Origin of the sequence: Pseudoalteromonas sp. AOP31-A2-14, from assembly GCF_052378035.1 — a bacterium.
Taxonomy (GTDB): domain Bacteria; phylum Pseudomonadota; class Gammaproteobacteria; order Enterobacterales; family Alteromonadaceae; genus Pseudoalteromonas.
Genome location: NZ_JBQSXI010000001.1, coordinates 2,956,950 through 2,982,856, shown reverse-complemented (window position 1 = coordinate 2,982,856; position 25,907 = coordinate 2,956,950). Strand labels below are relative to the sequence as shown.

Sequence of the window (25,907 nt, the reverse complement as noted above, 5' to 3'; positions counted from 1 at the left end):
ATGAGTACAGAATTACTGATTAACGTCACGCCGAGTGAAAGTCGTGTTGCCCTAATTGAGAATGGGGTATTAAAAGAAATACAATTAGAGCGTATTGGTAACTTGGGGATCGTCGGCAATATTTACCTAGGTAAAATTAGCCGTGTGCTGCCCGGTATGCAAGCAGCCTTTGTTGATATTGGTTTGGATAAAGCCGCTTTTCTACATGCCTCTGATATTGTTAATAGTGCCTCTATAGTTGAAGGTGTTGACGAGCAACCGATTAAAAAAGTACAAGATATCCGTGAGTTAGTGCGCCAAGGGCAATATATTATGGTGCAAGTAGTGAAAGACCCGTTAGGCACTAAAGGCGCGCGTTTAACTACCGATATTACCATTCCTTCACGTTATTTAGTGTTTATGCCTGATGCAACTCATGTTGGGGTTAGTCAGCGTATTGAAACTGAAGAAGAACGCGCAAGATTAAAAAGTATTGTTGCTGAATATGGCGATGAAGAAGGCAGCTTTATTGTACGCACCGCTGCGGAAGGCGCTAACGAAGCTGAGCTTCGTCATGATGCTGAGTTTTTAAAAAAATTGTGGGGTAAAATCACCGCTAAACGTAAAAAAACCAGCAAAGCAAGTATTCTTCATGAAGACTTAACCTTGGCTTTTCGTACTTTGCGTGATTATGTCGGTGAAGATATGGAGCGCATACGAGTTGATTCAAAGCTAACTTACCAAGAACTTAAAGAGTTCACTAAAGAGTTTGTGCCTATTTTATCACAGGTGCTGGAATATTATCCGGGTGAGCGACCTATTTTTGATTTGTTTGATGTTGAAAATGAAATTCAAAAAGCACTGCACCGTAAGGTTGAATTAAAATCAGGCGGGTATTTGATTATCGATCAAACCGAAGCCATGACTACAGTTGATGTCAATACAGGCGCTTTTGTAGGCCATCGTAACCTTGAAGAAACTATTTTTAATACTAATGTTGAAGCTACATCCGCAATTGGTCGCCAGCTTAGGTTGCGTAATTTAGGTGGCATTATCATTATCGATTTTATTGATATGGTAAGCGAGGAGCATAAGCGAAGAGTGTTGCACTCTTTGGAGTCAGCGTTGGCAAAAGATCGAGTTAAATCAAATATTAATGGTTTATCGGCTTTAGGCCTGGTTGAAATGACTCGCAAACGCACTCGTGAAAGTCTTGAGCATATTTTATGTGATGTGTGCCCTGCATGTTCTGGGCGTGGCTCGCAAAAAACTGTTGAAACCGTATGTTATGAAATTTTACGTGAAATAGTGCGGGTTAATCGCGCTTATGAAGCTGATAAATTTATGGTTTATGCTGCACCTGCGGTTAGTGAAGCGCTACTTAATGATGAATACCACAACCTTGCAGAGCTTGAGCTATTTATTGGTAAACACGTGACCATCCAAACTGAGAGTTTATATTCCCAAGAGCAGTTTGATGTGGTAATGATGTAATGAAATTGAAAACGGTCTGTTTTTTTTGTATCCGCAAGTTGTGGCAAGTTTTTGCTGTAACATTGGTACTTCTGGCCGTTATTGTTTCTGTTTTAAAATATACCTTGCCTTATGCTGATGATTACAAAGGTGATATTGAAAGTTACCTGTATGATAAGTTTTCCATTGATCTTGCTATAGGGTCTATTTCTGCCAATTGGCAAGGGCAGAGCCCCACTATTGTGTTTGAAGAAATATCTTTTGAGAATAATAAGTCCTCGCCAATTGCCTTAACCATTGCAAAAGCAAGTTTAGAGCTGAATTTATGGGAGACTATAAAAACACGTCAGCTTAAATCTAACTATTTTATTATTAATGGCTTTCATGCCAATGTAAACTTGCCCAGCTTGCTTGATAATAACTCTGGGGCGGTTTCGTTTGAGCAAAAAGAGCTGGTCGAAGGATTATTTTTAGGCGATACCGGCCATTTTTCTGTGCAAAACAGCAGTTTAAATTTACTTTTTGGTGATGGTAAAGCTCGCAAATTAATCTTAGAAGACATGGTTTGGCAAAATCAAAATGAGCAACATTTAGGCAGTGGTAAAGTTGCTTTACCGGGAATATCGGTAGGTACTTTTGATGCGCGTTTGTCTCTCAGTGGTTCGACCCTAGAAAGTATGGCAGGCGATGTATTTGTGCAAGCAGATAAAGTTGATGTGTCTAACTGGTTGGCACAATACATTAACGCCGAGAAGCAACAGCTACATTCTGATATCAACTTACAGAGTTGGTTAAGGCTGGAATCCGGTTTAATTAAGGATATCAGCGTGCAGTGGCAACCAAGCTTTATACGCTGGCAGCAAGCAGAACAAGATCATCAATTTAGTATTAATCAAGGTGGTTTTAAACTATATCCGTGGCAAAGTGGTTGGCGCTTAAAAAGTACCGGCTTAACCATTAATAGCGACGAACAAAGCTGGCCAAATTTGCAATTTGAAGCGCAGATTGACGCAAAACAGCAGCAGTTTTGGATGCAACAGGTTGATTTTGAGCTTGTTTCTAAGTTAGCTCAGTTAAGTAACTTTGAAGTACTTACTCCATTTACTAGTCGTAACCCCGATGGTCAAATTGATAATGCGTATATTCAAATAAAAGAAAATAATGACTGGCAATTGTGGTTTGAAGGCCAGCAACTCGCATGGTCAGCAGACGAGGGGGTCCCTGGTGTGCAAGATTTACGAGTCAATGGCTTACTCAATCAACAGCGCGGGAAAATTAAACTCGCTGGCGTAAATAACCAACTACTAACAGATGAATCATTTAGCCATCCTATAACGTATAAGCAGCTTAATTTAGATATAAATTTAGAGCATCTAGCAAGTGGCTGGCAATTAAGTAGTGATAATATTTGGTTAGATAACGACGAAATTGTATTTGCTGCTGAAATGCAACTTAACCTAAGTGAGCAGCCCCGCCTTGATTTATATGCCGAGGTAAGTGCACATGATGCCAGTGTTGCTAGCCATTACTTCCCGCTGCCGGTTATGAGCGAAAACCTAGTTGATTATTTAACGGGTGCGATTCAAGGCGGAGAGGTCAACCAAGCTCAGGTACTATTTTCAGGCCCTTTGAGTGGTTTTCCGTTTGCAGATAATTCAGGGCAATTTGAAGTATTGGCAACGGTTGATGACGCCGATTATGCTTTTTCGCCTGATTGGCCAACGATAAAAAATGCACAAGTTATTTTACACTTTGAAAACCAGCGGATGGATATTTATAGCCGCCAAGGTCAGTTGGTTAATTTAGATTTAGGTGATGCAGTACATGTGAGTATTGATGATTTATCAAGTGCAGATGTATTGAGCGTAAAAATAGATAAAACGGCTGAGGCGCAAAAGTTACTATCTTTTTTTAAAGCTACTCCCATTGCTGATCCGCTTGCTAACGTGTTTGAAGTTATTCAAGGACGCGGTAAAGCAGAGGCAAATATCGAATTATTGATTGACTTAAGAGCGCTTAAAGTAGCTGCCAAAGGTGATGTTTACTTAAACAATTTACCCATTTATCTAGCTCAACCAGGGATCACTCTTGAAAATGTCACGGGTAAGCTAACTTTTCAAGACGATATAATTAACCTAAAAACAGCCACAGCAAATTGGCTAGGTATGCCATTAGAAATTGATTTTACCGGTAAAAATATTGCTAATAATTATCGAGCAGATGTGGCGATTAAAGCGCAACTTGAAGCGCAAACTTTAATTGCAAATGCTCAGGGAATAATGGCTGGCTATTTACAAGGCGATAGCGAGTTTGATATTGATCTTGCGTTAAACTTTTTAGACGATGGCTTTGATTATCGCGCTCAAGTACGTTCGAATTTAACTGGCTTAGCCAGCAAACTGCCTGCACCGTTCAATAAAAGTGCTGATCAGGTTTGGCCTTTTAGCGCCATAGTACAAGGCGATAGTATATCCAACTTGATCACCGCCAATGTTAACAATAACCTGTTTTTTAATGGCATTTTATCTAACCAAAAAAAGCGTTTTAATAATGCGCACTTTATTTTAGGTGATAAAGACTTAGGGCTTACCCAGCAAGATTTAGCCGTTACAATAGCTCTTAACCAAACACCTACTTTGCCATGGGTTAACTTAATTGATCAGATCATCAATGTCAGCAATGGTGACTCAGATAAGCCTGGCTTATTCCCGCCGCTGAATAATGTTACCGCTAAAGTAAATAAATTAAACCTTGAAAAAATTGCTTTTAACGATTTTGAAATGCGCCTTACACCTGGCGTAGATGAGCTTAATGTAAAGCTCAGTGCCAAAGAACTACGATCAAAAGTAACAATACCGCTTAGTCAATCAAGTCGACCTATTCATATTTTTAGTGATTATTTAAGGCTTAACTTTATAGACGATGGTGCTTATGTCGCAGCGCAGCCTAGTGATAAAGAACAAGATTTAACATGGTTACCATCATTACCTGCTATTGAGTTTGAATGTGTAGACTGCAAAGTTGCTACTTATCAGCTAGATAAAGTCAGTGCATCATTATATGGCGATGGACAAAAACTGACTATTTCTGAGTTAGTGGTTGATAAAAAAGAGCATATTTTACGTGCCAAAGGGCAATGGAAAAACGGTATTACAAATTTTAATGGTGCTATGCAAAGTGATGATATTGGCGAGCTATTTGATGAGTTTGATATAACTTCAACGGTCAAAGATTCCGATGCCGACATTACATTTAACTTAAACTGGCAAGATGCACCCTATCAGTTTGATGTAGCAAGCTTGTCGGGTAATGTTAACTGGCGTTTAGGCGATGGTAATTTAGCAGAAGTAAGTGATGGCGGAGCGCGAGTATTTTCATTACTGAGCCTAGATTCATTAGTGCGTAAATTAAAACTCGATTTTCGTGATGTGTTCTCAAAAGGTTTTTTTTACAACAGTATGCAAGGTAGTATGCAGCTTGATAAAGGCATTGCGTATACCCAAGATACAAAAATGGATGGGGTACCTGCTGATTTAAGAATTGCAGGTTATGCTAACTTAAACACCTTCGAAATTGATTATGATTTGGCGGTTGCACCGCAGGTCACGTCGAGTATTCCGGTGATTGTTGCTTGGATGGTCAACCCCGTAACAGGGCTTGCTGCATTGGCAATTGATAAAGTAATTCACTCTGCGCGGGTTATTTCAGAGATTAACTTTAAAGTGAGTGGCAGCATGAGTGACCCAGTGGTGAAAGAAGTTGACCGTAAGAGTAAAGAAGTGACTATTCCACAAGCGGCGAAAAATCAGCCACAAGAAAAGGTTGATCTTAAATTAAAAGATGCCGCAGTAACGGCTACAGATAATGGCTAATACTTTTCCACCGAATGTGGTGGCACTACAAATGTGCTCATCAACTAATCCTTTGCAAAACCTGATTTGGCTTGGCGAGCAACTTATAAACTTGCCCGCGGTAAGACCGTTGCTTGTTTACCTGAAAGCTTTTTAGTGTTTAGTAAAGACAGTCATGCCAGCTATTTAGTTGGTCAAAAAAGTACGGATTACCAACAGCAACTAAGCGCACTTTGCCGAAAATTTGATATTTGGTTAGCCGCAGGCACGTTGCCGATATCGAAAGAAAACGGTAAATATTTAGCCGCCTCTTTGCTATTTAATAGTTGCGGTAAAGTGGTGGCGCAATATAACAAAATCCACCTATTTGATGTCAATGTCGCGGATAAAACTCAGAGCTATCACGAGTCAGCTGCCACCGAAGCTGGTAATGAAGTGGTCGTGGTTGACTCACCCTTTGGTAAAATTGGCCTCTCAGTATGTTATGATCTGCGCTTTAGTGGTTTATATACTGCAATGCAGCATTTAGGTGCGGAGCTTATACTGGTTCCAAGCGCTTTTACTATCGTTACCGGTGCCGCGCATTGGCATGTGTTACTGAAAGCGCGCGCCATTGAAACACAAAGCTATGTGATTGCGGCTGCGCAAGTCGGTCAGCATGAAAATGGCCGCGAAACGTTTGGTCATAGCATTATTATTTCGCCTTGGGGAGAAACCTTAGCTGAACTTCCCACTGGCACAGGGTTTATTAGCCATGATCTGGATTTAAACCGATTGAATAAAATTCGCCGAGATATGCCGATATTATCTCAGCAACGATTTAGAGAGCATTTATTATGAACACGGTTGAACAGCATTTATTACACGACAGCCAGCTAAATCGAGAAGAGCTCGAAAAAACGCTTGGTCATATTCATCAGCATCAAGTTGATTACGCAGATCTTTATTTTCAATCAAGTCATCATGAATCGTGGGTGCTTGAAGACGGTTTAGTAAAAGAAGGCTCATACAATGTTGAGCGCGGTGTCGGTGTACGTGCTGTTAGTGGCGAAAAAACGGGCTTTTCATATTCTGATGCAATTAACCTCGAAGCTTTAAATAAAGCAGCTACGGCGGCGCGCAGTATTGCTAATGCTGGTGAAAATAAGTCTATTCAAGTATTTAGCGATGTAACGGCTAAGCAGCAGTTTGCCCCTTTGCAACCGATCCAAAGTATGACTAATGACGATAAAGTGAGTTTACTAAGAGAGCTTGAAAATTATATTCGTGAACTTGCTCCCGATGCAGAGCAAGTGATTAGTTCAATGTCAGCGGTTTATGAAGAAGTTTTAATTGCTGCCAGTGATGGCACCTTTGCCACCGATATTCGCCCGCTTATTCGTTTAAACTGCTCGGTGCTACTTGAAAAAAATGGCCGTCGTGAACGAGGTGGCGCAGGCGGTGGAGCACGTCTCGACTACGGCTATTTTAAAGAGTTAGTAGATGGGAAGCCGCGTTGGATGGAATACGCAGAAGAAGCGGTGCGCCAAGCTAAAGTGAATTTAGAAGCAATCGATGCGCCAGCCGGTACTATGGAAGTAGTGCTGGGCGCAGGTTGGCCTGGTGTATTACTACATGAGGCTGTTGGCCATGGTTTAGAAGGCGACTTTAACAGAAAAGCGGCTTCGGCTTTTAGTGGCAAATTGGGCCAAAAAGTCGCGTCAGAGCTTTGTACAGTGGTTGACGATGGCACTATTGCCGATCGCCGTGGCTCGCTTAACGTTGATGACGAAGGTACACCAGCTGCCTACAACGTGCTTATCGAAAAAGGAATTCTAAAAGGCTACATGCAGGATAAAATGAACGCCCGTTTGATGGGGGTTAACCCAACAGGTAACGCGCGTCGTGAGTCTTATGCACATTTACCTATGCCACGTATGACTAATACTTATATGCTTGGTGGTGAACACAGTCAAGCGGACATTATCAGCACCGTAAAAAAAGGCGTGTATGCACCTAACTTTGGTGGTGGTCAGGTTGATATTACTTCAGGTAAGTTTGTATTTAGTGCATCAGAGGCTTATCTAATCGAAAATGGTAAAATTACCCAGCCAATTAAAGGCGCAACATTAATCGGTAATGGCCCTGAAGTAATGCAGCAAATATCAATGGTAGGTAACGACCTGGCGCTTGATAAAGGCGTTGGCGTATGTGGTAAAGACGGCCAAAGCTTACCTGTTGGGGTTGGTCAGCCAAGCCTGAAGGTAGATAAATTAACCGTGGGTGGCACAGTATAAGATTCCCCAAAGGGTCTGGCGCAGTATATAACTGCGCCTACACTTTAAATACTATGGTATGCCTTACCTTGTATCTATAGGTGGGAAACTGTTCTGCGCAGACCTTATTTTATTGGTTTTTAATGGCTGCACTTTTTACTTCTACATAATCTATAGTTTCGCCAATGAGCAGCAATCAATACGATTGAAGCACACATTGTTAATGTTTTTTCGCCTACCTCACCTACCAGATCATGACCAAGCAAAGCAGTAATCGTTAAAGTTAGCAGTCCAGTAGCAATGCCTATTAGCACCCATTTATCTTTATGTTTCGCACAACCTAAATAAGCTGCTAATAGACTGGCTGGTACAATTAAAACTATTAAAGCAAGATGAAAATCATGATTGTTATTAGGGAGTGACGATAAGGCTGGAAACAGCGCTAACATGATGGGTAAGACTGCACAGTGAATGGCACAAATGACAGAGGCCCCCATTGATAGTTGATCAAAAAGTGGTTGTTTAAAGTAACGCATAAACTGCTCAGCTGTTATTGTATTAAAATGATATAATATATCATTTGTATGCACTAAGAAATCTATTTTTTGTATATGGCAACGTTTTTAACCTGAAATGAAAAACTTAAATAGGGCTAATTAATTCGTGAGGCTAAAAATACTGTGTTATTAAAGATGATTAAACCAGCTTTGTGCTGCCAAAAATTGACATAATTTATCTTTAAAGCATTGAGCCCTAAGAGACAAAGTTCGCTGATAAGGCCAAACTAAAAATAGCTCCCGCTCAACGCCTCGATAGTCAGGTAATATATTAATCAACTCACCAGTAGCAAGCTCTTTATAAACCATACTTTTTGGTAGAAGTGCTACTCCAGCACCGGCTTTAACAAGATTCACTATGGTATGCATATCGTTACTGGTATGAATATGTTCTTTACGTAACGTGTGAGTGTTTACGTTATTTGTTAATTGCCACTCACTGAATAACTGAGCTGCAATACTTGCTGAAGTCATCAGCTCTTTAATTGATTGAGGAGCAGGAAAGCGTGCTTCTGATGAGGTAACTAGAATTGGAGTAATTGATCCTAACTTCTTTTGAAGTAATGATGAATTAGGCTGTGAGCCTGAACAAATAGCGATATCAGCATCATAGGGAATAGTATTATGCAAAGGATCTTGTAACTCAATAGTGAGCTGAATGTCTGGATAGCGGCTTGTAAAGTTTTTCCAGAAAGAATCAAGAGGGCCATTGCCAATATTAATTGGGGCGGTTACTTTTAATTTTCCGGATAAGCTATTTAACGAGCAGTCTAAATTTTCTAATCGTAACTCAAGTTCATGAATATAAGGCGCACACTGTTCGTAATAAGAAACCCCGTATGGGGTGAGTGTAAGCCCCTTATTTGAACGATGAAATAGTTCACAACCAAGCTGTCGTTCTAGTTCATGAATACGCCTTGAAACCGTGGCAATAGTCATATTAAGTTTTAGTGCCGCTTTACTTAAACTAAGTTGCTGTGCGGCGCAAACAAATAATTTTAAATTATCAAGCATTGGGTTTACATATATGCAAATAGGATTCTTTATAATACCTATATAAGCCAAAAATGAAACGCATTAAGCTGCAGATCTTATTTTATTTTTAAGGTTATATTTTTATGAAGCATCGTATTATTTTTGCCATTTTAATGTCATTTATTCTTACCCTATTTATGTCAGCATGGGTTACTTATATAAATATTGGCTTGGTGAAAAACTTTACTGGGCACTGGCTATCAGCTTGGTTATTAGCATGGCCAGCTGCTGGGATTATTTCATTCATATTTGCACCGCGGATCCACAAAATCTCGCAGCAGATAACAGAAAGGTTTTAAAGGCGCATCGCAGAAAGTGAGTGCAGAAAATAAAAAACCTTGAGGCTTACGCAACAAGGTTTTATGACGATCAAGAAATAACGTTATTATGTCATGGTAACAAATTCTTCTGCGCCTGTTGGGTGCAAGGCAACAGTTGAGTCAAAATCAGCTTTAGTCGCGCCCATTCTCATGGCAACAGCAAAACCCTGAATCATTTCATCAACAGTAAAACCAAGGCCGTGTAAGCCCACCACTTTTTCCTCATCACCTGTACACACGAGCATCATGTTACATGCTTGGCGATGCTGTGTAACGGCAGTGTACATAGCTGCAAAGCTTGATTTATACACCTTGACGTTCTCTTTACCGTACTGCGAAATTGCTTCTTGTTCGGTTAAGCCAATTGTACCAATAGGCGGGTGACTAAATACCACGGTAGGCACCAGGTTATAATCCATTTTTAAATTATCAGGTAAGTCTTTATTAAATAAGCGCTCTGATAAAGTACGACCCGCTTTAATCGCAACTGGGGTTAGCTCAATACCGTCTTCGATAATATCACCCACTGCATAAACGTTTTTAGCCGTGGTGTTTTGATATTCATCAACTTTGACATAACCTGCCTCGTTAACTTCAACGCCTGCTGCAGCAAGATTAATTTTATCAGTGGTTGGTGTGCGGCCAATTGCCCAAATAACTTGGTCAACGTTTTGGCTATAACCGTTTTCAAAGTGAATGGTTAAACTGCCATCACTTTCTTTAATTACTTCTTTAGGTGAGCACTCGGTATGCAGAGTTGGGCCTTCTTTAGCCATTATATCGACAAGGGAGTCGATAATGTATGGGTCAAAAGTACGCAGAGGTTTATTTTTTCGAACAAATAAATGTGTTTCTGTGCCAAGGCTATGTAGTACACCGGCAATCTCAACCGCAATATAACCTGCGCCAACAACTGCAACCCGCTTCGGTTGCTCTTTTAACTCAAAGAAACCATTTGAATCAATACCGTGCTCTGCACCTGGTAAGTTTGGAATAGTCGGGCGACCACCTACAGCGACTAAAATATGATCGGCGGTGTATTGTTCGCCGTCAACTTCGACTGTTTTGCTGTCAATAAACTTTGCAAAGCCTTTAATAACCGTCACGCCATTTTTAGCAAGGCCATTGTCATAGCCTTTATGAATACGGCTGATATACGCTTCACGACTTTCGACAAGTTTGCCCCAATTAAAGTCTTTAACCTCAACGTTAAAACCGTAATCAGGAGCGTAAAGATTAATTGCTTCAGCTACTTGGGCGCCATGCCACATAACTTTTTTTGGTACGCAACCAACATTAACGCAGGTGCCGCCCATATGCTTTGCTTCAATAAGTGCAACGTTAGCGCCACGCATTGCAGCACGATTAGCTGAACCTATACCGCCACTACCACCGCCAATTGCAATATAATCAAAATGCTGAGCCATTTTCTGTCCTTAAGTTTATTTAAAGGTATTTTCTTGATAATAACATAAGCAAGACCGCTGAGAAGCCCCTTGTATTTCATCAATTCGCCCCAACTTTAAAATCATATTCGCATAAATTTGAGAGCAATAATGACCGACTCAGTAAATAACCCATTAATTGGTTTAGAAGGCTTGCCGCCGTTTTCAAAAATAAAGCCTGAGCATGTAGTACCAGCGTTAAAAGCGGGCATTGCTGATTGCCGTACAAAAATTGACGAAGTACTTGCTAAGCAATCTTACACTTGGCAAGACCTTGTGTTACCACTTGAAGAAGTTGACGATAAATTATCGCGATTATTTTCACCGGTTTCACACATGAACTCAGTGGTAAATAGCGACGAGCTACGTGAAGCCTATGAGCAGTGCTTACCGCTTATCTCTGAATACTCAACATTTGTTGGTCAGCACCAAGGTTTATACGACGCTTACAATACACTTTATAAAAGTGATGAATTTAAAACGTTAACCACCGTACAACAAAAAAGCATTACTAATGCGCTGCGCGACTTTGAATTATCGGGTATTGCCCTAGAGCCTACGCAGCAAAAGCGTTATGGTGAGATAAGCGCTCGTTTATCTGAGCTTGCTTCAAAATTTGGTAATAACGTAATGGATGCCACGCTTGCTTGGCACAAGCATATTACCGATGAAAGTGAATTGGCAGGCTTACCTGAATCAGCTAAAGCACTAGCTGCTGATACAGCTAAAAGTAAAGAGTTAGATGGCTTTGTATTTACTTTAGATTTTCCGTCTTACCTACCGATAATGATGTATGCCGATAATCGCGAACTACGCGAGCAAACCTACACAGCATTTGTTACGCGCGCTTCTGATAAAGGCCCTAACGCCGGTGAGTTTGATAACTCAGAGATTATGAGCGAAGAGCTAGCGCTGCGTCATGAAATTGCCGAGTTACTCGGTTTTTCAAGCTATGCAGAAAAGTCGTTAGCGACAAAAATGGCTGAATCACCTCAGCAAGTATTCTCATTTTTAGAAGATTTAGCCGCTAAATCTAAGCCACAGGCTGAGCAAGAGTTGGCCGAACTTCAAGCTTATGCTAAAGATAAGCACAACATGGATGAACTTGCTGCGTGGGATTATGCTTATTATGGCGAAAAACTTAAGCAAGAAAAGTATGCTATTTCAGACGAAGTGCTACGCCCTTATTTCCCCGCAGATAAAGTACTAAGCGGTTTATTTGAAACGGTTAGCCGCTTATTTGGTATCAACGTAAAAGAGCAAAGCAATATTGATACTTATCATAAGGACGTGCGCTTTTTTGAAATTTACGATAATAACAACACCTTACGTGGTCGCTTTTATTTAGACTTATATGCTCGCGATCATAAACGTGGTGGAGCTTGGATGGATGATTGCATGGGCCGTAAAGTGCGTGCCAGCGGTGAGTTACAAACGCCGGTTGCTTACCTTGTTTGTAACTTTAATAAAGCCGTGGGCGATAAACCAGCACTGTTTACACATAACGAAGTAACGACGTTATTCCATGAGTTTGGCCATGGTATTCATCACATGCTTACCCAAGTAGATGCAGCGCCTGTTGCCGGTATTAATGGTGTTGCGTGGGATGCAGTAGAGCTACCAAGTCAGTTTTTAGAAAACTGGTGTTATGAAGAAGAGGCGTTGAGCTTTATTTCTGGGCACTTTGAAACGGGTGAACCATTACCGAAGGAATTACTTGATAAGTTATTGGCGGCTAAAAATTATAACTCAGGCATGCAAATGCTGCGTCAGCTTGAGTTTTCACTGTTTGATTTTAAAATTCATAGCGAATATAAAAAAGATGAAGCATGCCAAATTCAAGCGACATTAGATGCGGTACGCACTAAAACATCGGTTGTTAAAACACCTGACTTTAACCGCTTTCAGCATGGTTTTAGCCATATTTTTGCCGGTGGATATAGCGCTGGTTATTATTCGTATAAATGGGCTGAAGTGCTTTCGGCAGATGCGTTCTCTAAGTTTGAAGAAGAGGGTATTTTCAATCCAGAAACAGGCAAAGCTTTTATGCAACACATTTTAGAAAAAGGTGGCAGCGAAGAGCCCATGGAACTGTTTAAAAACTTCCGAGGTCGTGAACCGAAAGTGGATGCCTTACTAAAACACAGCGGTATTGCCGCGTAATTAAAGTTAATGATTACATTAAAAGCGCCAAATTGGCGCTTTTTTATTTGATTGGTGAAACTAGCAAATTTGAATAGGCTAAAATTAGTTATAAAAAGTTAAAGATACAGCAACGACTAATCGTTGCCGTTTATGTATACCGTTTTGGTTTTCACCTAGAGGCCAACTTTCTGTTATACAAATCAGAGCCCACTAATTTTTGGCAATTTAGTAGGTAAGTGTGAAACAGCTAACTAGAACACACCTACGATATTACTTTGCAAACCGGCATTGAGTTATTTTAGTGTCATCGTGATCTTGATATACTCGATGAGTGTTTATCGTCGGAGTTTATTTTGGTTATTCATAGTCCTTTTAAAGAAATACGTCCTTATCTTAACGAAATAGAAAAACGTTTTGGGCTTGAACAGTGGGCGGAAAAAACATCTGGCTTTTCACTTCATTATGACGACCTAGGCTTAAGTTTACGCAAAAGCGACGAGCCAAAGTTGGGCGCTATTACCGTTGATTTTGTAACCGGGGCTGCTGCTCACAGGCGTAAGTTTGGTGGTGGTAAAGGGCAATCGATAGCTAAAGCTGTAGGTTTAAATAAAGGCGCAACGCCGGTAGTACTTGATGCCACAGCTGGGCTGGGTAGGGATGGTTTTGTACTTGCATCGTTAGGCTGTAAAGTGATTCTGCATGAGCGCCACCCAGTCGTTGCTGCGTTACTTTACGATGGTTTACAGCGTGCTTATAGCGACGCTGAAATTGGCTCTTGGATGAAAGAATCTATGAGCCTAGTATTTGGTTCAAGCCATACCTTACTTGCCCAGTGCGAAAGTATGCCTGAGGTAGTTTACCTAGACCCGATGTTCCCTCATCGCGAAAAATCGGCACTGGTTAAAAAAGAAATGCGTGTGTTTCAAGACTTGGTGGGTGGTGACAGTGATGCCGATGATTTACTGGCCTTTGCATATCCTCTTGCTAGTAAGCGCGTAGTCGTAAAGCGTCCTGATTATGCACCATTTTTAAATGAGCAAGCCCCCAGCATGCAAATTAAAACCAAAAAGAACCGTTTTGATGTGTATGTTAAAGCGGCGATGGTCTAAAAATAACTTTTTAGTCGTGTCTTGAATTAGCTTAATGTTGTCGCTGAAACCATAGTTTGACATAATACAACCATAGCTTGACATAATTAAACCATACTTTGACATAAAATCTCTTATGTAAATAGAGATAAAAAATTAACCTCTTTAATATCAATTGGTTATTTTTATTTTAAATCATAGTGTGACATAACTGTTTTTTATTTGTATGGTATGTGTACAATGCAAATAAAAAATAGTTATATTACTCATGTATATACGCAACTTAAGAAAGCCTTCTCCTAATAAAAATGTATTCAAATTTGCAAGCACTAAAGTCTGTAGTGTAATCATGTGTGAAAGTACATTAGAGTTTGATGCATGTTTTCATCATGAATATAACGACTTGATAGAGAGTTTTGGGAGTCAGCCTGAAGGCTTTAAATATGAGTTTATGGGTAAAAGCTTACCTTACACACCTGATGCACTGATTTCGTATACGAATAAAACCCAAAAATACCACGAATATAAACCTTATTCTAAAATTGCTTCCCCACTATTTAGAGCAAAATTTGCTGCTAGACGAGATGCATCATTAAAAATGGGAATTGACCTTGTTCTAGTAACTGATAGGCAAATTAGGGTAGATCCAATATTAAGTAACTTAAAACTATTACACCGTTATTCCGGTATTTATGGTGTTAGTGGTATTCAAAACGAGCTACTTAGTTTTATTCATAAATCTGGAGCAATCAAGCTAAATGATATAAGCTCTCAGGTCGGTTTACCAATAGGTGAAACACGATCCTTTTTATTTGGGCTCATGCATAAAGGGTTGATTGAAGCTGACCTAGGCTGTGATGATTTAACTAATAACCCAACATTATGGGTTACACCATGACAGATTTTTTCGATGAATTTGATGAATCAGTAGCGCCACTCAAACCACAAACACCTACACAATATGTTAAATTAGATGATGCTAACTTAATCAGGCGTGATCTGGATACCTTTACAGATGATTTGAAAAGCCAAGCGCTAGAAAGGTATAAGCTAATAAGCTCTATAGATAAAAAACTTTCACGTGGCTGGACCCAAAGAAATTTAGATCCTATTTTAGATGAACTTTTTAAAGGGAGTGAGGAAATTCGGCCAAATTGGCGGACTGTTGCTCGTTGGCGTAAAAAATACATCGACAGTAACGGGAATATTGCCTCTCTAGCTGATAAAAATCATAAAATGGGAAACAGAACCAAGCGTATCGAAGGGGATGATAAGTTTTTTGATAAAGCTTTAGAACGATTTTTAGATGCTAAAAGACCTACTATTGCAACAGCATACCAGTACTATAAAGACCTAATTATTATTGAAAATGAGAATATTGTTGAAGGCAAGATTCCAATTATGTCTTACACTGCTTTTAATAAAAGAATCAAAGCAATCCCCCCATACGCGGTCGCTGTAGCCAGACACGGAAAGTTTAAGGCAGACCAATGGTTTGCTTACTGTGCTGCTCATGTACCTCCTACAAGAATATTAGAGCGTGTAGAGATTGATCATACACCACTTGATTTAATTCTACTTGATGATGAGTTACTTATCCCCATAGGAAGGCCTTATCTAACATTACTTATTGATGTATTTAGTGGCTGTGTTCTTGGTTTTCATCTAAGTTATAAATCTCCTTCGTATGTATCTGCAGCGAAGGCTATTACTCACGCAATTAATCCAAAATCACTTGATGCTCTGAATATACAACTACAAAATAATTGGCCTTGCTTTGGTAAGTTTGAAAACTTAGTAGTAGATAATGGTGCTGAGTTTTGGTCTAAAAATTTAGAGCATGCTTGTCAATCAACAGGAATAAATATTCAATATAACCCTGTACGCAAGCCTTGGCTCAAACCATTTATAGAGCGCTTTTTTGGAGTGATGAATCAATATTTCTTACCTGAAGTTCCAGGTAAAACATTTTCAAACATATTAGAAAAAGAAGAATATAAACCCGAAAAAGATGCAATTATGCGCTTTTCAACTTTTGTAGAAGAGTTTCACCGCTGGATTGTAGATGTATACCATCAAGATAGTAATTCACGTGAAACTCGTATCCCAATTAAGCGATGGCAACAAGGATTTGATGTTTATCCCCCATTGACTATGAATGAAGAGGAGGAAACGCGTTTTTCAATGTTAATGCGAATATCAGACTCAAGAACATTATCGAGAAATGGTATCAAATATCAAGAACTAATGTATGACTCTACGGCCTTAGCTGATTACCGTAAGCATTACCCGCAAACAAAAGAAAGCGTAAAAAAAATCATTAAAGTAGATCCAGATGACATTTCAAAAATTTATGTTTATTTAGAAGAGCTGGAAAGTTACCTTGAAGTACCGTGTACAGACCCTACCGGCTATACGGACGGGTTAAGTATCTATGAACATAAAACAATAAAAAAAATTAACAGGGAAATCATTCGGGAGTCTAAAGATAGTTTGGGTTTAGCTAAAGCACGCATGGCTATTCATGAGCGAGTAAGACAAGAGCAAGAAGCTTTCATTGAATCAAAAACTAAAGCAAAAATTACAACTGTCAAAAAGCAAGCTCAAATAGCTGATGTAAGCAATACAGGAACGGGCACTATTAAGGTTTCTGAAGAAAGTGCAGCCCCTGTACAAAAAAATATAAGTAACGATATTTTTGATGATTGGGATGATGACTTAGAGGCATTTGAATGAATGCCTTAACAGAATTGCAGATCGAACAGTTGCGCAACTTTAGCGATTGCATTGTTATGCACTCTCAAATCAAAACAATTTTTAATGACTTTGATGAGCTGAGATTAAACCGTATATTTCAGTCAGACCAGCAGTGTATGCTATTAATTGGTGATACAGGCGTAGGAAAAAGCCATACCATTAATCACTACAAAAAAAGAGTTCTAGCTACACAGAATTATAGCCGAAATACTATGCCAGTCTTAATAAGTCGTATATCTAGGGGGAAAGGCTTAGATGCAACTTTAATCCAAATGCTGGCAGATCTGGAGCTATTTGGAAGTAGCCAAATTAAAAAGCGAGGCTACAAAACAGACCTAACTAAAAAACTTGTAGAAAGCTTAATTAAAGCTCAAGTTGAGTTACTCATCATTAATGAGTTTCAGGAGTTAATAGAGTTTAAAAGCGTACAAGAACGCCAGCAAATCGCAAATGGGTTAAAGTTTATTAGTGAAGAATCCAAAGTGCCAATAGTACTGGTTGGTATGCCTTGGGCTGCAAAAATAGCTGAAGAACCTCAATGGGCTTCTCGCTTAGTTAGAAAAAGAAAACTTGAATACTTTAGCTTAAAGAACGACATTAAGTACTTTCGCCAATATTTAATGGGCCTAGCGAAGAAAATGCCATTTGATGAGCCTCCTAAGCTTGAAAGTAAAAATACCACAATAGCGTTGTTTGCTGCATGTCGAGGTGAGAATCGAGCTCTTAAACATCTACTGTTGGAGGCTTTAAAATTAGCATTGAGTTGTAACGAGTATCTTGAAAATAAACATTTTATTACTGCTTATGAAAAGTTCGACTTTTTTAATGACAAAGAGTCACTGGAGTTAAAAAACCCTTTTGAACAAGATGCTAAAGATATTGTTATTTATGAAGTAATTAAAAGCTCATCTTACAACCCTAATGCATTAGATCCTGAACATATGCTCACAGGTCGTAAATTCGCAATACTAAAGTAAGCTGTACTAGCCTAAGGTCTATTAAGGTGCTGGAAAACAGGAAAAGCTTATGATGAATCAAAATATTTAAAAGCACTAAAAGAGAAAGGTTCTCCTCTTTTAGTGGTAGAAAAAGCTTGTTGAGTGCCTCAGGGCGTGATGCGGACATTGATAACGCCCGCATTTGCGGCTGGTTTGTTGCGCAGCGGAAAAGCAATCCGACAACATGCGTTTGTTAAATTTCATCTTCTCTTGTGCTCGGTTCTAGAGGCAATGTCCGGAATCGAATCTGCAGGGCTGATAACCGTTTGTACCTTTGCTCGCTCCTTTAACCGCTTCTGCGCTACAAAAGCGAAAGATTTACCTGTTCGTTCAGCTTCTTTTTGTATTTCGTATATTTCTTCACCAGAAATAGGGTTTTCACTTGCATCAATCATTGTTGAAAAATGATAAGTAGCCTCGTCTTCATTATCTGAACGAATAGTATGCTCAAGTATATCTTCTAGCTCGACACTTACAGCATCCTGCATACCTGAACCAATTGCCCCGAAATTCTGTTTGAACCAGTCACCTTGCTCCATACTATTTTTCAATATAAAAAGGTCGTGATCAGTGAATGGAACATGAAAATCGTTGAAGTTGATGAATTGTCTACCATCAATTCTCATTTGAAAGTGGTAATGAGGATAATCAATGGATGTTCCTTGATGACCTTGAAAGTCATTTTTGGAGCAGTCAAACGTCCATTCAACATTTTTCCATTTAACTGTATAGGATAAAACTTTTCTATCTGACTTCTCGCCTTCAAGGTCATTGATATTCGAAAGAAAACGATCTTGGTTCGCACACCATCGAATATACGCAGCTATATTCCCATAGCCGTATTTTTCGTAAACTTTTGGAAAGTCTTTTTTCTTAAATTTACATTGCCGTAATAGCCAGTGTAAGCAAGGGTTGCTTTTGCTAATGGTCTTAAAAGGTTTGTTACAGAGATAGCAAATATCTTTTTCATAGCCGGTTCTGAACGCCTCAGCTTGCCTTTGATGTTCCTCATCATTCAGGCGATTCATCTCCTCAATTTCTTCGGGAGACATCCCTTCAAAAATCCGTCTATATTTCTCAGTATCGTGCTGCACCTGATTTTCCTTTGGAATTTAACGCCGCCAACACGCGCAGCTTTGTAGTGGAGGCGAAGCCGCAACGGAAAAGCTGTCGCTGTGCTTGGCTTTGTTAAGCGCCACCGCATTCATATAGCTTTGTAATGGTCAACAAATTCTGTAGAGATTCTAAGCGGCATTTTTTAATTCATTATATTTCTGATGTGGCGTCATATAATTAAGCGTAGAATGCCTACGTTTGTAATTGTAAAACTGAATATAATTGTCCACCTCACTTATAACTGAATGATGATTTATAAATGACAGGCGATTCAGTCGCTCTGTTTTTAAACTTCTAAAAAATCGCTCCATTACTGCATTATCCCAACAATTACCTCGACGACTCATACTTTGCGTTATAGTTAGTTGTGATAACCGAGCTCTAAACGAGGCCGCAGAATACTGACACCCCTGATCGGAATGAAACATCAGTTGATTAAGAACCGGCTGTTGACGCTTAATAGCATTATTCAATGCTGCTATAGCCAATTCAGCATTTGGGCTTGTTGATAAGGCATACCCTACAACTTCCCTCGTTGATAAGTCTAACACACAGGCCAAGTAGCTCCACCCTTGATGGTTCCTGATATAGGTAATATCACCGACCCAATGCGTGTTATGTGAATCAGGGTTAAACTCTCGTTTTAAGAGGTTCTGTGCGTACTTATGTTCATCACCTGAGTTAGGGTAGTAATGTTTTTTCTTCGGCCTGATGGCTTTTATATTCAACTTTTTCATCAGTGCCGCTGTTTTATATATTCCAATCGTATGATTTAACGCATTCAGTTCAACGTTCACTCTGCGTCTACCATACGTATAACCAGAATCGTCAGCGATAGATTTAATTAACTCCAGCAGTGCCTGCTCTGACTTATTTGGCGCGACGGGCGCATAGTAATAACTACTTGTACTGACTTCTAAAGCACGACACAACTCAGATACCGTATAGCTTGGGGTCGCTTTCTTCAACGCTTTAATTACTTTAAATTTTGATTGTCGCGAATGAAGAAAGCGGTGGCTTTTTTTAATATATCATTATCCCTTAAAGCTCGCTGTAGCTGCTTCTCTAGCAATTGAATACGTTGCTGTTCTGGTGTGAGTGCTTGTACATTTCCCGGGCTCTTACCATCTAGCTCAGATAGATATTGTTGCTTCCAACGTGATACTGCTGACTTTCCTGCGCCAGACATCTCTTCAATTTGCTTATTGGTATAACCTTCTTCTACCATTAATTTGGCATATTCAAGTTTTTGTTGTGCACTGAGTGTTACTTTTGATTTTCTGGTCATAGTGATACCTTTTGGGTTTAGCTCATTTTACGCTATAAACCTGTCCAGTTTCATTAGACCATTACACTGAAGGATATAATTTTTTTGGAACCCACCATATGTAAGCGGCCATCCCAAATAGCTCAACCAATGACTGAAATACGATAACTACAACCGTAAGCTCAAAGGATGAAGGCAGAGAGAGTGCTAGGGGAAGAACCACAAATGAATTCCTGCTACCTAAACTGAAGGCAAGAACTCTGCCTTGATTTGTTGGCAATGAAAATATTTTTGAAAGCACTAAAGATAAAACCCCAGCTATCAGAAGAAATGCAGAAAACACTGCAAACAAGCTTGGGAGTATGCCCAATGAATCAATGACTACATTGACTTGTGCCGCTGCTATAGAAAACACAACCAATGCCAGTAGCGGAACGGGAAGCCAGCCAAAAGCATTCAGAATAGTTTCTCTGCCCTCTCGTTTTTCAGCCCATTTTTCGGTTGCAAATGCCGCCGCCAAGGGGAGGACGATAAGTCCGAAGAAGGCCAGAACTAGCTCTCGCTGCATCACGCTGGTTGTTATTTCCGAACCAAGGAAAAGCCATATATAAACTGGCAGGAGAATTAGCTGAAGCAAAAGACTAACTGGCGAAAAGGCAATGGCCCGCTTTGTATCCCCCCCACCCAAGTGTGTGAAGGTGATAAACCAGTCAGTACACGGGACCAATAACACCAAGAGTATGCCTAACTTGACCGCAGGCAAGTTAGGCCCAACGGACATTAACCCCCACACAATTAACGGGAGAACAACGAAATTACCAATCACCGCTGCCAGCATAAAGCGGGAGTCAGAGAATGCTTCTCGCAGATGCCCTAGAGGAACCTGAGTAAAAGTCGTATACAGAAGCATGCCTAGCAAAGGCCACAAAGCCCACTCTAGAATCTCTGACTGTTCAGGAAATTTCACCCCGACCAGTAATCCTATAAGGATTCCGGTCAGGTAGATAAATACCTGATATTTTTCCAATGCCTCTCGTTTCAATGATCAGAACCTCGTTGATCGATTACCGCTTAATAATTTAATAGTGCGCTCATCGCGCATATTTCTTCCGACTGAACGCTCATTATCTACTTTATATAGTTTTAACAAATAACCTAAAGCATTACTATCACTAAGTTTTCTAAAATTTTTAGGTAAAGTTAAATGAACCAATTTGCGCGCGTCGCTCATTTTCATGAATATATGCGCAAAGAGTAGTTTGACGAATTAGTTAACTCTTATATTTAGCTAATCTCAATGACTGGTTATCGCTCAAGTAAGACCCTGAAAAGTAGCTCATATAGCTATCTAGGTTAACAACGCTATCAAAAAACAGAAGTATATTTCCGATAGCTACCTTTGAAGCCCTAGAAGCGGAAGTTTACTTCCGAAATATGGCAATGTAGGTTTGAAATCGGAAGTCTACTTCCGTTTTGTACTTTAAGATTATAAGCCGGTGTCTAGTGAAAGCTGGGAAATCCAAACTCGTTTCTGCCCCAAAACGAGTTTAGGCGACGGTCGCAAATGAGCGATAAGCGATCATTGAGATTGGATAAATTTTAAAAATAACCAATATAGCTTATAAATACAGAAATCCAGACGAATGAACTTATCAATAGCGCAATTAATACTGCTGCGGAGCCTAAATCTTTAGCGAGACCTGACAATGGATGAATCTCTAAGCCAACTCTGTCTATTGTTGCTTCTATTGCTGTATTAACAACCTCTGCGAATATCACAAATAAAACAGAGATTAGTAGCATGACCTTTTCGTAAATACCTATCTGCCAAATCGAAATAATAATTAGCGATAAAGCGAGTAAAAAAAGCTCTTGTTTAAAAGCAGCTTCATTTTTAGCAAGCCATTTAAATGCACGCTGTGAATTTTTAAAAGCTAAAACTACTCGATTAATACCTGACGGCTTATTTGCACTATCAAATTGCATTGGAAACTCTCTTTATAGACTTAGGGCCTTACAGGCGTTAAAAATATCGTATTCAGGTTGGTATTGACTGCTGCTTACTTGAGTTAAGCCAAGTAAAGTGTCAAAAATATTGTCGTGTGAAAATACTTTTGAGCGTTGTAACTCAATACAATGATTAAATTTAGAGTTAGCGAGTTTATTACTCCAAAAAATCATTGGAATATGGGTTTGCTCGCTTGGTGCTAATGCATATGGAAACCCGTGAAGGTATAAACCTTTCTCACCAAGTGACTCACCGTGATCTGACACATATAGGAGTGACTTCTTTGTTTCGTTACTTGCTTGTAATACTTTTATCAACTGGCTTAACACCTTATCTGTGTATGCGATAGTATTATCATATGTGTTTGTTAGTTCAGTTGTACTACAGTTCTGAATATCGCTTCGAGAGCAATCAGGTTTAAACAAACTTTCGTGTTCAGGATAACGACGATAATAAGTTGGTCCATGTGAACCTATCATATGTAGAACAACCAATTTATGTTTAGCGTTACTAGTCGCTATCTTGTCTGCTAGTTTCGTAACTAATATTTCATCAAAACAGTAATGACCATCACATAACGGATGTTCTTTATTCGGCTCAATGTTGTCTGATTTGATGCGAGCACACACTCCTTTACAGCTGCTGTTATTATCAATCCATGTTACTTCAACACCACTACGCTGAATAATGTCTAGAGCATTTTCTTGACTACTAGCAAGCCGAGAATCATATTCTTTGCGGTTCAGTCGTGAAAACATACAGGGGACTGAAATAGCCGTTGCCGTTCCACACGATGAAACATCACTAAAATACTTTACGCCTAACTTGGGAGTATAAGTATTCGTTGCTCTACTATAGCCTTGTAGTGAAAAGTTAGCCGCCCGAGCTGTTTCCCCGACAACCATTACAGTTAGCGAGGTGCTCGTTTTATTTTTTAAAGTGGGCAAGTTATCGAGTACCTTGAAAGGTAGTGGTGGATAAAAGTAATTATCCCTCAGGTATTTATAACTTGCTGTATAGAATGCAAACGGGGTGATATAACTTGTTAGCTGTCGGTTGTTGCGGCCAACAGAAGCGTACTCTTTATAAAAGGGTACAGCGATTAAGGCACAACAGAGCAAAGCTGATAGATTTAGCTTCGTAAAACTTTTTAAACGAACTCTAAAACTCCCAATAATTGTGAACTTGGAAAATAAGTAAGTAGGTACAATCCCCAATAAAAAAATAAATAACACAAGCTGAAAGTTCAAGTATGAAAATGCTTCACCTGAATTTGTTTCAACAATATTTTGTAACATGCTCTTGTCAAAAATAACGCCATAATTAAGTGTTGAATAAAACAACAATGAGCAAACTAAAACACTAAATAGAAGTATAGCTTTAACAAAAGTAATTAAGGACAACCAACTTAAAACTAAAACAGTCAATGAGAAAAGCAATAAAGGGACCGACGCGATAAAAAGCCAATTTATATGCCCTGACTGTGTTGCAGCCATAAAAGTATTGTATAAAAACAAGCCATTAAATGCGATAACGATATACATTGAAACTAAGCAAACAAATTGGCTGTAACTTACTTGCCAAGACGAAATACAAAATCTTTTAAAAGCAATTTTCATAGTTATTCCTTATCACTACTTTTATCAGCTAAACGATAAAGCTGCTCGGTGTAAGCTAAGTTGCTAAATAACACATGAGCTAGTGCTTTTTCAGCCAACGTTTGATCAACGTTTAGCTGTTCATTTTTTTCTTGTATTTTGGTTTGTTTGTTATAGCGCCAATAGCTGGTTTGTTGATTTGGCATTAGGATGACAGCGCGATCATTTTCTAGGTATGCAAAATTGTCGTAGTACTGCATCATTGCGCGTTCAACTGGATAACTTTTAGTCAGATCAAAGCCCAGCATAGGGGTTGCTTGGTCAATTCCTAAAAGTGACATCAAAGTAACAGGTAGATCAATTTGACTAACGAGTCTTGGATCGCGTTTACTTTTCATATCGCTGTTTAAAATAACAGCTGGTATATGAAAAGACTTCAAAGGGACAGGTTCAGAGCCAAAAACACGCACATCATGGTCTGCCACAACCAAAAATACGGTGTTTTCCCAGTACGACCGTGTTTTTGCTTTATTTATAAATTTACCTAGTGCGTAATCGGCATACTTAATTGCAAGATCACGCTTATAGTTTTCAGGGTTATGTCCTTTGGGTAGCGATACTTTGCCTTGTGGTATATCAAACGGATCGTGATTACTAGAAGTAAATACAAGACTAAAAAATGGCTCTGTCGAATTACTTAATTTAGTCAGTTCTTTATCTGCTTGATTGAATAAGTCCTCATCACTTACCCCCCAAGAGGAGATAAATTGGGGATTATCAATATGGTTGATGTCAACAATATCGTTAAACCCGTTTCCTAGAAAAAAGCTTTTCATATTGTCAAAATGGCTTTCACCGCCGTAGATAAACTGTGTTTTGTAACCTTCTTGACTGAATACATCCGCTAGTGAAAAAAAGTTATGCTGCGATTTAGATAGTTTAACTACTGAGCGAGATGGTGATGGTGTAAAACCTGTAGTAATTGCTTCAATACCTCTTACGGAGCGCGTGCCCGTAGCATAAAGGTTGTCAAACCCCCACCCTTGTTGATATAGCTTATCAAGTTCGGGCGTAATATCTAACCCACCAAGTTCTCCAACAAATCGGGCACCTAAACTTTCCTCAAGTATTATAACTAAGTTTTTTTTAACACCAGACACAAAAGGCTTGTTGTGCGCCAAGGTTGGAATATTTCCAACGACAAACTGTTTTCGATAAGAAGCCTTTTTGACCGTATCTATAATTTGTTGACGAAGCATTGTGCCATACAAATTACTGGCACTTTTTTCGTTACCTATGTTTTTCAGCGCAAACGCAACACTGTAAGTGGAGTTAAGAACAAGTGAGTTTACTAGTGAATCTTGAGAAAAATAGACTAATGCAGGGTTAAGCGGTCGGTGATTTAATGTACCTCTAGCAGCAAATAAGCAGATTATTAAAGCAGCCATTAGAATGGGTAAATTGGATGCTTTTTTCAGTGACGGTGGTTGTGTGAATGCTCTGCATAAAAGGCGATAGCTATAAACGCTTGTTAACGAGGCCAAAAGCAATGTACTTAGCATTGCAAAAAGATGGCCATGCACTAACATTGAGAAGACTTCTTGTGGGTAATCAAGGTATTCAATATATAATCGGTTAGGCCTTACATCATATTGATTGATGAATGCAGGTGTTGATGCTTCAACAATAACAACTACAGTTACAACGCAGCTACCGTAAAGTGTAAAAATACGCTGGAAAAGCTCTGTTTTAGGGCGTGCAACTACATGTAGTATCAGTATAAAAACCCCAATAGTTGCTAAGTATCCAATGCTACTTAAGTCTATTCTGATTGCTCCTGATATGATCGGCCAAATATCACCATCATTTAATCTTGAATGTTGCCAAAACAATAAAGCAATGCGGGAAGTTATAAAGATTGATATCAATATAATAGTAAAACGCAACAAGGGTTTTAAAACGGAAGTATTTGCTGTCATAGTTGTGCTCGATCTTAATAATTGCAGCAATACTAA

Annotated in this window: 18 protein-coding genes and 1 pseudogene; 10 read left to right on the top strand and 9 right to left on the bottom strand. The window is 39.3% G+C overall.

The annotated features are described in order from the left end of the window. From rng to tldD, 4 genes and pseudogenes are all read left to right on the top strand, one after another. Window positions 1–1,473 (top strand): ribonuclease G, encoded by a 1,473-nt coding sequence (gene rng / locus ACT3S9_RS13805; protein WP_441992793.1) that lies wholly within the window; start codon window positions 1–3, stop codon window positions 1,471–1,473. Next, the gene (locus ACT3S9_RS13800; protein WP_441994953.1) at window positions 1,473–5,324 is read left to right on the top strand and encodes a YhdP family protein; all 3,852 of its coding nucleotides are present in this window, start codon (window positions 1,473–1,475) and stop codon (window positions 5,322–5,324) included. Before rng ends, ACT3S9_RS13800 begins: the two co-directional genes overlap by 1 nt. After that, window positions 5,317–6,143: pseudogene (locus ACT3S9_RS13795) on the top strand (carbon-nitrogen hydrolase family protein). The gene ACT3S9_RS13800 and the pseudogene ACT3S9_RS13795 overlap by 8 nt, the downstream one beginning before the upstream one ends. Next, the gene (tldD, locus tag ACT3S9_RS13790; protein ID WP_441993237.1) at window positions 6,140–7,579 is read left to right on the top strand and encodes a metalloprotease TldD; all 1,440 of its coding nucleotides are present in this window, start codon (window positions 6,140–6,142) and stop codon (window positions 7,577–7,579) included. Before ACT3S9_RS13795 ends, tldD begins: the two are co-directional and overlap by 4 nt. A gap of 119 nt (window positions 7,580–7,698) precedes the next feature. Here tldD and ACT3S9_RS13785 read toward each other — a convergent pair whose 3' ends face one another. Beyond that, window positions 7,699–8,148, bottom strand: a complete 450-nt coding sequence (locus tag ACT3S9_RS13785) for a MerC domain-containing protein (RefSeq protein WP_441993236.1) — start codon at window positions 8,146–8,148, stop codon at window positions 7,699–7,701. Window positions 8,149–8,244: 96 nt separating this feature from the next. After that, a complete protein-coding gene (locus ACT3S9_RS13780; protein ID WP_441994951.1) occupies window positions 8,245–9,129 on the bottom strand; it encodes a LysR family transcriptional regulator in 885 nt (294 codons plus the stop codon). Between the two features lie 104 nt (window positions 9,130–9,233). Here ACT3S9_RS13780 and ACT3S9_RS13775 point away from each other — a divergent pair, with 104 nt between their 5' ends. Next, the gene (locus ACT3S9_RS13775) at window positions 9,234–9,449 is read left to right on the top strand and encodes a DUF2798 domain-containing protein (protein WP_441836098.1); all 216 of its coding nucleotides are present in this window, start codon (window positions 9,234–9,236) and stop codon (window positions 9,447–9,449) included. An 86-nt stretch (window positions 9,450–9,535) separates the two neighbouring features. Here ACT3S9_RS13775 and gorA read toward each other — a convergent pair whose 3' ends face one another. Beyond that, window positions 9,536–10,897 carry a glutathione-disulfide reductase gene (gene gorA / locus ACT3S9_RS13770; protein WP_441993232.1) on the bottom strand — a complete coding sequence of 454 codons (1,362 nt, stop codon included), beginning with the start codon at window positions 10,895–10,897 and terminating at the stop codon, window positions 9,536–9,538. Between the two features lie 129 nt (window positions 10,898–11,026). Here gorA and prlC point away from each other — a divergent pair, with 129 nt between their 5' ends. The 5 genes from prlC (at window position 11,027) to ACT3S9_RS13745 (ending at window position 17,882) form a co-directional block, all read left to right on the top strand. Then, window positions 11,027–13,078 (top strand): oligopeptidase A, encoded by a 2,052-nt coding sequence (gene prlC, locus ACT3S9_RS13765; RefSeq protein WP_444750996.1) that lies wholly within the window; start codon window positions 11,027–11,029, stop codon window positions 13,076–13,078. Between the two features lie 335 nt (window positions 13,079–13,413). Beyond that, window positions 13,414–14,169 (top strand): class I SAM-dependent methyltransferase, encoded by a 756-nt coding sequence (locus ACT3S9_RS13760; RefSeq protein WP_441994635.1) that lies wholly within the window; start codon window positions 13,414–13,416, stop codon window positions 14,167–14,169. 328 nt (window positions 14,170–14,497) lie between these two features. After that, the gene (locus ACT3S9_RS13755) at window positions 14,498–15,046 is read left to right on the top strand and encodes a TnsA endonuclease N-terminal domain-containing protein (protein ID WP_441994636.1); all 549 of its coding nucleotides are present in this window, start codon (window positions 14,498–14,500) and stop codon (window positions 15,044–15,046) included. Continuing rightward, window positions 15,043–16,884 (top strand): Mu transposase C-terminal domain-containing protein, encoded by a 1,842-nt coding sequence (locus ACT3S9_RS13750; RefSeq protein WP_441996494.1) that lies wholly within the window; start codon window positions 15,043–15,045, stop codon window positions 16,882–16,884. Before ACT3S9_RS13755 ends, ACT3S9_RS13750 begins: the two co-directional genes overlap by 4 nt. Before the next feature lie 56 nt (window positions 16,885–16,940). Then, complete coding sequence (locus tag ACT3S9_RS13745) at window positions 16,941–17,882, top strand: TniB family NTP-binding protein (RefSeq protein ID WP_444750995.1); 942 nt, start codon at window positions 16,941–16,943, stop codon at window positions 17,880–17,882. 221 nt (window positions 17,883–18,103) lie between these two features. Here ACT3S9_RS13745 and ACT3S9_RS13740 read toward each other — a convergent pair whose 3' ends face one another. The 6 genes from ACT3S9_RS13740 to ACT3S9_RS13715 all read right to left on the bottom strand — a co-directional run bounded on the left by ACT3S9_RS13740 (window position 18,104) and on the right by ACT3S9_RS13715 (window position 25,871). Then, the gene (locus ACT3S9_RS13740) at window positions 18,104–18,997 is read right to left on the bottom strand and encodes a hypothetical protein (RefSeq protein WP_444750994.1); all 894 of its coding nucleotides are present in this window, start codon (window positions 18,995–18,997) and stop codon (window positions 18,104–18,106) included. A 150-nt stretch (window positions 18,998–19,147) separates the two neighbouring features. Continuing rightward, window positions 19,148–20,307 (bottom strand): IS3 family transposase gene (locus tag ACT3S9_RS13735; RefSeq protein ID WP_086962489.1). Its coding sequence is split into 2 segments (ribosomal slippage): window positions 19,148–20,034 and window positions 20,034–20,307, totalling 1,161 coding nucleotides; the frame shifts between segments, so codons are not numbered across the junction. Window positions 20,308–20,368: 61 nt separating this feature from the next. Then, window positions 20,369–21,328, bottom strand: a complete 960-nt coding sequence (locus ACT3S9_RS13730; protein WP_444750993.1) for an arsenic resistance protein — start codon at window positions 21,326–21,328, stop codon at window positions 20,369–20,371. A 557-nt stretch (window positions 21,329–21,885) separates the two neighbouring features. After that, window positions 21,886–22,272 carry a diacylglycerol kinase gene (locus ACT3S9_RS13725; protein ID WP_024599461.1) on the bottom strand — a complete coding sequence of 129 codons (387 nt, stop codon included), beginning with the start codon at window positions 22,270–22,272 and terminating at the stop codon, window positions 21,886–21,888. A gap of 12 nt (window positions 22,273–22,284) precedes the next feature. Continuing rightward, complete coding sequence (locus ACT3S9_RS13720; protein ID WP_024599462.1) at window positions 22,285–23,913, bottom strand: phosphoethanolamine transferase; 1,629 nt, start codon at window positions 23,911–23,913, stop codon at window positions 22,285–22,287. A gap of 2 nt (window positions 23,914–23,915) precedes the next feature. Next, entirely contained in the window at window positions 23,916–25,871 is a 1,956-nt protein-coding gene (locus ACT3S9_RS13715) for an LTA synthase family protein (RefSeq protein ID WP_441836388.1), read from the bottom strand. Between the last annotated feature and the right edge of the window lie 36 nt (window positions 25,872–25,907).